Raw genomic sequence first — 10,810 nt, forward strand, 5'->3', positions numbered from 1 at the left:
AGAACCCCAAGCCGTTCGTCTGGACGAAGACCGCCGACGACATCCTCGACACCCTCGCCGCATACTGCACACGAATTAACGACTCAGGACACTAGGAGAACATCGGAGGCACACCCCGCACGCTGCAGGACAACGGGTGCGTGGCAAGGGGTGGCGCCCGTGTCGTCGGGTGATCGGCCGTCATGACTGACGACATCGGCCCGGCAGGTGCGTCCTTCGGCCTCGGCGATGCTTTATCTGTGCCTGGATGAGCCGGAGAGCACGTCCTTGGGGCATGGAAGGGGTGGAGGGCGGCATGCAGTCCCCGGCCGGGTCGGCACCGACCACGCCCAGATCGGCGAGGTGTTCTGGGCAGCATTGCCGCTGCCGTCGAACACCTCCAACGATCAGGAGGCGGGCCCACAGGACCGAACCGAGACGGTCCGCGAACAGTCGTCTACCGAACCAGGCAGGGGCGCCTACCGTCGAACTTCCAGTCAGGAATCAGGTATTGCATCGTGACGGCGTCGTCGCGGGCCCCCAACCCCTTTTCCTGGTACAGCTCGTGGGCTGCGAGGAGCCGGTCCATGTCGAGGTGGACGCCCAAGCCCGGCGCGTCCGGGACCGCGATCTCGCCGCCGGTGATGAGCGGTGGGGTGGTGGTGAGGCGTTCCAGTCCTTCCTGCCAGATCCAGTGGGTGTCCAGGGCGTTGTACTCGCCGGGTGCCGCGGCGCCGCAGTGGGTCACCATGGCCAGGGAGATGTCGAAGTGGTTGTTGGAGTGGCAGCCCCAGGTCAGCCCCATCGCGTTGCACAGCTGCGCCACCCGGACAGAGCCCTGCATGGTCCAGAAGTGTGGGTCGGCCAGCGGGATGGAGACCGACTGGAGGGCCAGGGCGTGGGTCATCTGACGCCAGTCGGTGGCGATCATGTTGGTCGCGGTGGGAAGGCCGGTGGCGCGGCGGAACTCGGCGAGGATCTCCCGTCCGGAGTAGCCGTCCTCGGCTCCGCAGGGGTCCTCGGCGTAGGCGAGCGTGCCGACCAGCGGCCGGCACAGTTCGATCGCCTCGCTCAGGGACCACGCGCCGTTCGGGTCGAGGGTGATGCGGGCCTGGGGGAAGCGGTCCTTGAGGGCTCGTACGGCCGCGACCTCCTCGGCGCCGCTGAGGACGCCCCCCTTGAGCTTGAAGTCCCGGAATCCGTAGTGGTCGTAGGCCGTCTCGGCCTGACGGACGATCGCCTCGGGTGTCAGGGCCTCCTCGCGCCGGACCCGGTACCACTCGACGGGGGAGTCGGGTTCCCGGACGTAGTCCAGGTCGGTCCGGTCGGGGTTGCCCACATAGAAGAGGTAACCCAACACCCGTACGGCGTCCCGCTGTTGCCCGTCACCCAGGAGCGCCGCGACGGGCACGTCGAGGTGCTGCCCGAGCAGGTCGAGCAGGGCGGACTCGATGGCGGTGACCGTGTGGACGGTGGTGCGCAGGTCGAAGGTCTGGGCGCCCCGTCCGCCCGCGTCGCGGTCGGCGAAACGGTCGCCGATCTCGCGCAGGACGCGCTTGTAGTCGCCCACTTTCGCCCCGACAACCAGCGGTACGGCATCGCGCAGCGTCTGCGTGATCTTCTCCCCGCCGGGTACTTCGCCCAGTCCGGTGCGTCCCTCGGAGTCGGTGAGGACGACGATGTTGCGGGTGAAGTAGGGGCCGTGGGCGCCGGAGAGGTTCAGCGCCATGCTGTCCCGGCCTGCGACCGGGTAGACGGAGAACGCCGTGACGGTCGGCTGTCCGATACTCATCGGGTTGTCCTTCTGGGGGTGAGACGGTGCGGGTGATCAGAGGTTCAGGGGGTTCTGGTTCAGAGGCTGAGGATGTCGAGGGCCCACTCGGCCGCCAGGACGCCGCCCAGGCCGAGAACGGCGAGCACCGTCGTGTAGGTGGTGCGGACCTTGATCGCCTCGACGACGGAGAGGTTGAAGTACTCCTTGAACAGCCAGAATCCAGGGTCGTTGACGTGGGAGCACGCGATGGAACCGCAGGCGACGGCGAGCACCATGATCTCCGGGTGGACCCCGCTGCCCGCCAGGAGGGGCAGCACCACGCCGGAGGCCGTGACGACGGCGACCGTCGCCGAGCCGAGCGCGATGCGGAGGATGACGGCGACGAGCCAGGCAAGGATGATCGGCGAGATGGACCAGCCGTCCGTGGCGTCCTTGATGTAGTCGGAGATCCCGCCTTCGACGAGGACGTTCTTGAAGGCCCCGCCGGCGCCGATCACCAGAAGGATCATGGCCATCGCCTTGGCCGCTGAGGTGCAGGAGGCACTGACGTCGTCCAGGCTGCGGCCGATCCGCGGTCCGAACGCCCACGCCGCCAGGCAGAGGGTCAGCAGCAGCGCGATCGGGGCCGAGCCGATGAACGCGACGGTGTGCAGGAGGGGGCTCTCGGTGGAGGTGGCCATGTCGGTCACGGCGGCGGCCACGATCAGCACCACGGGGAAGAGCGCCACGAACAGCGACCAACCCAGTCCGGGCATCTCCTCGTCGGTGAACTCGCGCTCGCTGACCAGTCCGTTGGGGATGGAAGGGTTCATCGCCTTGATGAACGGAAGACGAGGCCAGGTCAGGGCGATGAGCGCACCGGCGGGAACGGCTATGAACAGGCCGTAGAACAGGGTGAGTCCGACGGAGGCGTGGAAGGTCGCGGCGACCGCGGTGGGGCCGGGGTGCGGCGGCAGGAAGCTGTGCATGGTGGACAGGGCGATGGACATCGGCAGGCCGACCCACAGCAGCTTCGTTCCGGTGACCCTGACCAGGGTGAAGGCGATGGGCACCACGATGACGAACGCGACCTCGTAGAACATGGTCACGCCGATCAGCATGGACGTGACCACCATGGCCACCTGAACCCCACGGGGGCCGAAAGCGTCCAGGAGCTTGCCGGCTATGCGCTGGGCGGCGCCCGAGTCCCCCATGATGCGGCCGACCATGGCACCGAGTCCGATGGTGAGCATGGTGTCACCGATCTGGCCCCCGATGCCTTCGGAGAGGACGTCCGGGATGGTCGCCACGGGGATGCCCCGGACCAGGGCGACACCGACCGCCACGAGCAGGAGGGCCGCGAAGCCGTTGACCTTCAGCTTGGTCATGAGGAACAGCAGGATCAGAACACTGACCCCGACGACGAGTATGGGCATGACAGTTCCCCTTTGAACTGTTGGCTGAACTGCTGGCTGGGCAGCCGGACGCTCCGCCGCCTCCGGGCGGCCCGATGGGCGTACGGCCGGTACGCCGCACGCCTCGGAAGGTAGAGGGCACGGGCGCGTGGCAGAGCCGGGACGGGCGCGAGAGGTGACCGGGTTCGTCAAGCGGGTCGTCGTACGGCACCGACCAGGCTCAGACCGTGGTCCAGCACCTTCTCCAGATCGGCGAGGTCGACCGGGCCAGGGTCGGTGAGCGGGGCGCGCACCGGGCCGACCGGGAGACCGCGCAGCCGGGCGGCGGCCTTGACCAGGGAGACGGCGTAACCCGGCACCCGGTCGCGCAGCTCGACCAGCGGGACGTAGAACTCACGCAGGAGCGTGGTCACGCCCGCGTCGTCCCCGTCGCGCAGAGCGGCGAAGAAGGCGTTCGCGATCTCGGGTGCGAAGGCGTGGACGGCCGACGAGTAGGCGGGCACACCGACGGTGGCGTAGGCACGGGCCTGGATCTCGGCCGTGGAGGCGCCGTTGAAGAAGAGGAAGTCGTCGGGCGCGGCCAGTGTGAGGCGCTGGAGCCGGTCGAGGTCGCTGTGCCCGTCCTTCAGCCCGATGACGGTCGGTATGTCTGCGATCCGCCGCAGACTGTCGGCGGTGAAGGCGACCTGGCCACGCTGGTACGCGATGAGGGGAAGCCGGGTGCCGTCGGCGATGTGGCGCAGCTGCTGCACCAGGCCGTCCTGTGGGGCACTGACCAGGTAGTGGGGGAGTACCAGCGCGGCGTCCGCACCGGCTTCCTCCGCGATACGGGCGAAGCGCAGCGCCTGTGCCCAGCCGTAGCCGATGCCCGCGACCACCGGCAGCCGCCCGTCGGCGATCTCGACCGTGGCCCGTACGACAGCCCGGTACTCGTCCTCGTCCAGCGAGAAGAACTCCCCGGTTCCGCAGGCCGGGAACACCGCGCCGGGTGCGCTGTCCAGCCGGTCGGTCAGGTAGGCCCGGTAGGCGTCCAGGTCGAGGCGGCCGTCGTCCCGGAAGCTCGTGAGGGGGAAGGACAGTACCCCGCTCGCCATTCCGTCGCGGAGTCGCTGGACGACCCCTACGACCCCCGCTGCCTCGGTGCTGGTTGCTGTCATGCCCGCCGCCCGTTCCTGTATGCAGATGCTGTCTATGTATGCAGATGGAGGCTAGAACCATGAACGCGATGGGTCAATGGGTGCGCGGACACGAAGAAGCCCGGATCTACGATGAGCGCATGTCGGAGACGAGAGGCGTTCGCGGGGTGAAGTCAGCGGCCCGGACCGTCGTGCTGCTGGAACTCCTCGCCGAGCGTGGTGAGCAGCCCTCGCGCCTGGATCAGCTCGCGGAGGAGCTGGATGTGCCGCGCAGCAGCATGTACCAGCTGCTCCAGACCCTCGTCGAACACGGCTGGGTCCGCACCGACGCCACCGGCTCCCTCTACGGCATCGGCATCCGCGCACTGCTCACCGGCACCAGCTACCTCGACGGCGACCGGCGCATCCGCCTGGTCCGCCCGTACCTCGACGAAGCGTCGGACGCGCTCGGCGAGACGATCCACATGGCGCGACTCGACGGCAGCGACGTCGTCTACCTCGCCACCCGCGAGTCCCACGAGTACCTGCGCACCATCAGCCGGGTCGGCCGTCGCGTCCCGGCCCACGCGGGTGCGCTGGGCAAGGCGTTGCTCGCCGAGCGCGCCGACGACGAACTGCCCTTCGAAAACGGTCTGTTGACCGCCCTCACGAAGAACACGCACACCGACCGTGTCGCACTGCTCGCCGACCTGTCCCAGGTGCGCGAGCGGGGTTACTCCATCGACCGCGAGGAGACGGTGCCCGGTATCGCCGGCTTCGGCTTCGCCCTGCGGTACGACACACCGGCCACTGACGCCATCAGTTGCTCGGTGCCGGTGGCCCGGTTGACCAAGGAACACGAGGCCCGCATCATCTCCGTGATGCAGGAGATACGGGCGAAGATCGAGACCCGCCTGCCGCCCGTCTCTGGCGTACCGGACTGGCGCTGAGGCCGCGAACGCCGAGTTGAGGCTCCCCATCCTCGACGTCCTGCGCCGTCCGAAGCCCGCCCTGCTGGCCTGCCGTGTCGGCATCGACGCCTTCGCCGCCCAGCCCCTGCTGACCAGTTATCCGATCACGTACGCCACCGGCATCGGCCACCCCTGCCTGTAGGTGCTCACCGTCTCGGCCCCAGGGCGCCCTGGTGGTCCTGCCCCGCGCCCCCGCCCGCTCCGACCGGATCGGCTGCCGCCCGATCACCCTCACCGACGCGATCCCGTCCGCCGCCACCGCCTTCGCCCCCCTCGCGCTGGTCGGCTCCGAGTCGTTGGGAGCCCCGATCCTGGCCGCCGTCATCGACCACGGGATCTTCCAGTCGCTGGTGTACGGCCCGGTGGGCACCCGTTCAGCGGGATGTTCAAACACCTCGGCGAGGATGCGGCCTAGCTTGCGGGACTGTTCGGTAGGGCGGGATTGCTGTGCCCCACTGACTGGGCGACCAGGGACCGGAAAGCGTCCAGGTCGCCGATGACCTCTTCGACCCTATTCCGCTGCTGGTACATGCTGTAGTAGCGGGCGCCGATGGCGTCAGGGTCGGCCTCGCCACCGCCGGGGACGACCCCGGAAGCGATGGTCACCGTGCCCGCGTAGATTCCCTGCGGCTTGAGTTCAGCGTGCAGGGTGTGTGCCCAGTTGCGCAGACCGGCCATGGCCATACCCACGTTGGCCAGAAAGGGTGCGGGGACCGTCGAGGAGACGCCCGTGGTCAACAGCAGCGTGCCGACGCCCCGGGCCAGCATCTCCGGCAGCACCTGGCCCACGGCCGTCACCGCTCCCAGCACATGCAGCTCCAACTGCGCGGAGGCGGAGGCGGCCGTCGTCTGTGCGGCTTGGGTGATAGGACCGGTCGGGCTGGGGCTGTACTCGAGCACGTCGATCGGCCCCAGCATGTTCCTCGCCGCGCTGAGGGCGGTGGTGAGCGCGTCACGATCACGGATGTCGGCGGGAAACGCGGCAGCGGTGATGCCCAGCTCGGCCAGCTCACTGACCAGGGTGTCCAGCTTTCCCTTGGTGCGGGCGATCAACCCGACCTGGAACCCCTGGCGGCCGAAGGCGCGAGCCACCCCCATCCCCAGCCCCGGGCCGGCACCGACGACAACAAGCGTCTTCGCCACGAAGAATCCTCTCCGATCACCATGATCGGACCGGTGCCACCTCGACACGGCGCCGGTCACTTACTGTTTGTGAGTGGCCTCATGATTTGTTACTAGTGGCGCCGCAACAAGACAGCACATTTATGTCAGTGACACACACGGAGGTAACCGTTGGCGCATCGCAGAAGCCCCTCCCCGGCCGCGCAGCACCGCGGCTCCACGCAGCCGTCGACAGCAGGCACCGGCAGCGAGCCGGACGAGGAAGCGTGTCGGCAGGTGCTCCAGATACTGGGGTTGATCGGCAGCAAGTGGAGCATCCTGATCATCGGGCAACTCCGCGACCGCACCCTGCGCTTTGGTGAACTGCACCGCGCCGTCAACGGCATCTCCCAGCGCATGCTCACCCTGACCCTGCGTCAACTCGAACGCGACGGCCTGTTGACCCGCACTGTTCACCCCAGCGTTCCCCCACGCGTGGACTACACCCTCACCGGACTCGGCGCGACACTCCTGGACTCCGTCGTCGCGCTCGGAGAATGGGCCACGACACACCGCCACGAGATCAACGACAACCGAAACCGCTACGACGCCGCACACTCCTGAAGTCCCCGCTCAGCATGGACGATGTCACCGCGCTGGGCCTCTGGAGAGTGCCGGACTGTGGCCCTTGGCGATCACGGGCCAGATTTCGCGCGCCCCATGCGAACCCCGCCCCTACGATCACCTGGTACGACTGCTGGAGGGGCGGTAATGCTTGAGGACATCGAGGACGGGACAGCGGCGGCTACGCGGCTCGCGGAAGGTGCGCCGCTGCACAGCACGCTCGATGTCGCCGACCCCGGTGACTGGCTCGCGCTGGAGGCAGCAGTACGTGAGGTCGCCTCGTACCGCCCGGAGTTCCTGCCGGGGTGGGAACACTCCGCCCCCCTGCCGGCCGACCTGACCGAACTCGGCGACTCCCGGCTCGCACTCGCCCTGTGCCACCGCGACGGGCGGATCCGTCAGCAGGCGCTGCGCCAGTCGGTCCGATACCCCGTTCTGCTGCCGTTGGTCGTGATCCGCTGCACCGACTGGGTCGAGCCGGTACGCGAGGAAGCCCGACGGCTGCTGCGCGAGGCCCTGAACGTGGACTGCGCCCTCGGCCTCGCGCCGTTCATCCTCCGCGTCGGCCGCCGCGACAGAGGCACCTTCGGCGTCGATGCGCTCGGCCAAATCCTGCAACAGGCATCCCACGAGCAGCTCGCCGTTCTCTTCGCTGACCCCGACCGCACCGTCCGACGGTTCGCCTACCGGCTGGCCATCGAAGGCAGACGGCTCCGTCCCGCCGAGCTGGCCCGCGCGGCGGCGCGCGACCAGGACACCGTGGTCCAGGACCTGTGTGCCACAACGGCGCTCACGGCTCTGAAGGATGACGATGCCTACGAGGATGTGCTGCCCCCACTGTTGTCCGCACGCAATCCACGCGTCCGTTCGGCCGGCGTCACCGCGCTGAGACGGGCGGGGCAGTCAGGGCGAGCGGAGCCGTTTCTCGCTGACCGTTCTGCGCTTGTGCGTGCTTGCGCCCGGTACGTCGTACGACAACACGGTGGTGACCCGGAGGCCTGGTACCGGCAGCGGTGCACGGCAGCGGTCGACCCGCAGTTGCCGGCCGGTGCGGTCATCGGCCTGGCCGAATGTGGCAACCGCGCGGACGCCGGGCTGCTGCGGCCGCTGCTCGTGCACCCGGCGCCCGGGGTGCGGTCGCGAGCGGTGGCAGGCCTGCGGGTGCTGGACTGCGTGGATGCGAAGCAGTTGCGGCCGCTCCTCGACGACCCTGCCGCCGGGGTCGTCCGCGAGACCGCCACCGCCTTGCTGCCCTCGGCCAAGGAACTGCCCGCCGACTGGCTGCTGGAGCGCATCAGCACCGAGCGGCCGCGGCACGTCCGCGTCGGTGCGTTCCGGCTGCTCGACGCACGCGGCTGCATCATGGCGCTACGGGCTGCAGTCAGTCTGCTCGAGGACGCGGATATCAAGCTGCGCACCTGGGCCGCACAATCAGTGCAGCGCTGGCACCCGTCGCCAGGCGGGTGGTGGCGCGGGGATGCAGAGGTGGGTGAGCTGCTCGACCGGAGCCGACACCTTCTGGCCAGGTCGAGGGACACGTGACGAGAGCCGCGCGCTCCTCAAACGCAGGGCTTTGCCCGAGCCAACCTCGACCTCCTCCGCCGACGCATCCTTCACATCCTCGGGCGAGCAAGCGGCCGCCGAATCGGGACGCTGCCAACCAGATGGCGGACCGGGGCCCGTCCCGGTAAGTTAGTGATCTTCGGGTGGTGCCAACTCCCGGAGTCCTCAAAGGCGAACGTCCATGATGAACCCCGACCCATCCCACGCCCGACTTCGCCTCGACGCCGCGATGGCCGGCCTGGCAGTCACCTTCCGGGGGATGACCGCCCACCCCGACGAGCACAACTGCGACTGCCACTGGGGCAGCGCGGAAGATCTGGCCCAGCTCAAGGTGGCGGACACAGAGCTGGATCCCGACCTCCTGCGACGCACATGGGAGGCCATCGACTGGAGCGACCACGCATCCGTCCTCCGCCGAATCCTGCCCCAGTTCGCCACGGCCCTCGTCCGCGGACACGTCGAGCCCCTCTTCGGTATGGAAAGAGTGGGGCTCTCGTTCGCACTCGGCCACTGGCAGCAGTGGCCCGCTGGACAGGCCGCGGCAGTCGACGAATTCCTGCACGCCTGGTGGGCGCACACGCTCACCGATCCGGATCCCGCCGTACCCGCCCATGAGGTCCTCATACTGACGGCCGAGGCATCCGGCACGCTGACCCCGTGGCTCCGCACCTGGGAAGCACTGACCGGACCCGCGGCCGACCAGCACCTGGCCGAAGCGGCGGCCCAGTGGGAGTACGACCTGCTCGGAGACCAACTACCTTGGCACGCCTGGGAGAACGAGGACGAGATGCGCGCTGAGCTGACTTCCTGGCTGGTTCACCACGCTCCTCCACGGCTACGCGCCATCGGCGTGTCCGAAGAACTCCTTCACCGGATACGCCTGCTCGGAGTCACTGGCCCTGACCGCTGGGAGGACCCGCACTGGCCCGGCTACCGCTACTGATCCGCCGAACGCCCGATGCCCCCGACTGAGGCGCGGTCTGGCAACTTGAGCCGACAGCGGCTCCCGCGAGGTGCGGTGGTGTTCGGCCTGTCCGGGTGGGATCAGATGGATGCCAACCAGGCTGCCGCGTCGTCGGGGTGGCGGAAGCGGAGGGTGTGCAGGGGTGCGAAGCGGGGGTCGCGCACACGGCGTTCGACTTCACGGCGGCGTGTTCCGTGCTGCGACCAGGCCCACCACACCGGATGTTCCCGGCTCAGCCAGCCCGCCCAGGTTTCCACGTTGCCGCCGAAGATGACCTCGCGGGTGAGGGTGCGCCGCAGAGACCGCCGTATCACTCGAGGCATGATGACGCGCTTCGAGTAGTCCAGCCAGATCACGGTGTCGGCCCGGTCCCACAGCAAGTCGCGTACGTCCGGGTATCCGAGAGAGTCGAAGATCCAACGAGGCTGGGCCGCAAGGCTCGCCACGTCTTCGGACAGCTTGTCGTTGACCGCCCAGTCGGGGCCGTTGAAATACAGCGCGTCCATCTCGTGGTAGGGCAGATTCAGGCGCTTGCCCACGGCCTGGGCGAGGGTGGATTTGCCCGCGCCGGTGACACCCACCACCAAGATTCGTTCCACACCGGCACCCTAACGCGGTGCTGCGCGAGGCAGGCCAGCAATCACTGGTTCGGGAATGCGGCACGTTGTTCAGAGTGGATGCCGGTCGCTGTCGAATGCTGAAGGTCCGCTCAGTGCATGACCGGACCTTCAGCGGGTTGCACCGTTCCCCGGGCTGGCTGATGTGTGGGGTTTCAGCAGCCGTAGTTGACCAGGTCGAACGACTCGTAGTGGTCGGCCGTGTAGTAGTCCTCCTGGGTCTCCTCACCGGTGACGATGCGGCGTGCACCGCGCGTGGAGGAGCCCGGCGTGATCACGGTGTACTCGTGATAGTAGCCAGAGGACTGACTGGGTAGGACGCCTTCCCGGTTCTGGAAGACGGTGCCGTCCTGCGAGTACGGGTAGGGGCCACCCTGCTCGATCAGGTCGAGGGTGTCGTGCGCCTGGGAGGGCAAGGCGCTGTAACAGATGCTGCCGACCGCGGCGGCCGCCGGGGGCGCGGTGGCGACGGTTCCGCCGACGAGGAGGGCGGACAGGACGGCGGCTGCGGCGCCGATGCGGGTGATTCGTGGGGGGAATCTCATGCGTTCATGATGACGCGCGTAGACAGTGGCATGTCAATGACAACTCTGGGGATTTTCCCGTCACGTCCGATGAGTTTTCCGGTAGTTAACGTGGAGACCGATCACTCCACGAAGCCTGCACCTTCGATGAGTTCGGACGACACGCTCGGCAACGAAACCGTCG

Annotated in this window: 11 protein-coding genes; 5 read left to right on the forward strand and 6 right to left on the reverse strand. The window is 68.4% G+C overall.

The window, feature by feature from the left end; genetic code table 11:
- Nucleotides 1-436: 436 nt before the first annotated feature.
- The 3 genes from ACH41F_RS36680 to ACH41F_RS36690 all read right to left on the reverse strand — a co-directional run bounded on the left by ACH41F_RS36680 (nucleotide 437) and on the right by ACH41F_RS36690 (nucleotide 4,304).
- Entirely contained in the window at nucleotides 437-1,765 is a 1,329-nt protein-coding gene (locus tag ACH41F_RS36680) for an enolase C-terminal domain-like protein (protein ID WP_398839521.1), read from the reverse strand.
- Between the two features lie 65 nt (nucleotides 1,766-1,830).
- Nucleotides 1,831-3,168: a gluconate:H+ symporter gene (locus tag ACH41F_RS36685; RefSeq protein WP_398839444.1), complete on the reverse strand. Its 1,338-nt coding sequence runs from the start codon at nucleotides 3,166-3,168 to the stop codon at nucleotides 1,831-1,833.
- A gap of 167 nt (nucleotides 3,169-3,335) precedes the next feature.
- Complete coding sequence (locus ACH41F_RS36690; protein WP_398839446.1) at nucleotides 3,336-4,304, reverse strand: 5-dehydro-4-deoxyglucarate dehydratase; 969 nt, start codon at nucleotides 4,302-4,304, stop codon at nucleotides 3,336-3,338.
- Between the two features lie 119 nt (nucleotides 4,305-4,423).
- Here ACH41F_RS36690 and ACH41F_RS36695 point away from each other — a divergent pair, with 119 nt between their 5' ends.
- On the forward strand, nucleotides 4,424-5,212 hold the full coding sequence (locus ACH41F_RS36695) for an IclR family transcriptional regulator C-terminal domain-containing protein (protein ID WP_391231327.1): 789 nt from the start codon (nucleotides 4,424-4,426) through the stop codon (nucleotides 5,210-5,212).
- A 16-nt stretch (nucleotides 5,213-5,228) separates the two neighbouring features.
- On the forward strand, nucleotides 5,229-5,375 hold the full coding sequence (locus ACH41F_RS36700; protein ID WP_391231329.1) for a hypothetical protein: 147 nt from the start codon (nucleotides 5,229-5,231) through the stop codon (nucleotides 5,373-5,375).
- Nucleotides 5,376-5,644: 269 nt separating this feature from the next.
- On the opposite strand, the gene ACH41F_RS36705 is transcribed toward ACH41F_RS36700, so the two are convergent.
- Nucleotides 5,645-6,376, reverse strand: a complete 732-nt coding sequence (locus tag ACH41F_RS36705) for an SDR family NAD(P)-dependent oxidoreductase (RefSeq protein ID WP_398839449.1) — start codon at nucleotides 6,374-6,376, stop codon at nucleotides 5,645-5,647.
- Nucleotides 6,377-6,526: 150 nt separating this feature from the next.
- On the opposite strand from ACH41F_RS36705, the gene ACH41F_RS36710 reads away from it, so the two are divergent.
- The 3 genes from ACH41F_RS36710 (at nucleotide 6,527) to ACH41F_RS36720 (ending at nucleotide 9,464) form a co-directional block, all read left to right on the forward strand.
- Complete coding sequence (locus tag ACH41F_RS36710; RefSeq protein WP_398839451.1) at nucleotides 6,527-6,958, forward strand: winged helix-turn-helix transcriptional regulator; 432 nt, start codon at nucleotides 6,527-6,529, stop codon at nucleotides 6,956-6,958.
- A gap of 147 nt (nucleotides 6,959-7,105) precedes the next feature.
- Complete coding sequence (locus ACH41F_RS36715) at nucleotides 7,106-8,500, forward strand: hypothetical protein (RefSeq protein ID WP_398839452.1); 1,395 nt, start codon at nucleotides 7,106-7,108, stop codon at nucleotides 8,498-8,500.
- 205 nt (nucleotides 8,501-8,705) lie between these two features.
- A complete protein-coding gene (locus ACH41F_RS36720; protein WP_398839522.1) occupies nucleotides 8,706-9,464 on the forward strand; it encodes a hypothetical protein in 759 nt (252 codons plus the stop codon).
- Nucleotides 9,465-9,565: 101 nt separating this feature from the next.
- Here the strand turns inward: ACH41F_RS36720 and ACH41F_RS36725 are convergent, their stop codons facing one another.
- Nucleotides 9,566-10,084, reverse strand: a complete 519-nt coding sequence (locus tag ACH41F_RS36725) for an adenylate kinase (protein ID WP_398839453.1) — start codon at nucleotides 10,082-10,084, stop codon at nucleotides 9,566-9,568.
- A gap of 173 nt (nucleotides 10,085-10,257) precedes the next feature.
- On the reverse strand, nucleotides 10,258-10,647 hold the full coding sequence (locus tag ACH41F_RS36730) for a ribonuclease domain-containing protein (protein WP_391231333.1): 390 nt from the start codon (nucleotides 10,645-10,647) through the stop codon (nucleotides 10,258-10,260).
- Between the last annotated feature and the right edge of the window lie 163 nt (nucleotides 10,648-10,810).

The sequence above is a fragment of the Streptomyces sp. NPDC020489 genome (assembly GCF_044386545.1).
GTDB lineage: Bacteria > Actinomycetota > Actinomycetes > Streptomycetales > Streptomycetaceae > Streptomyces.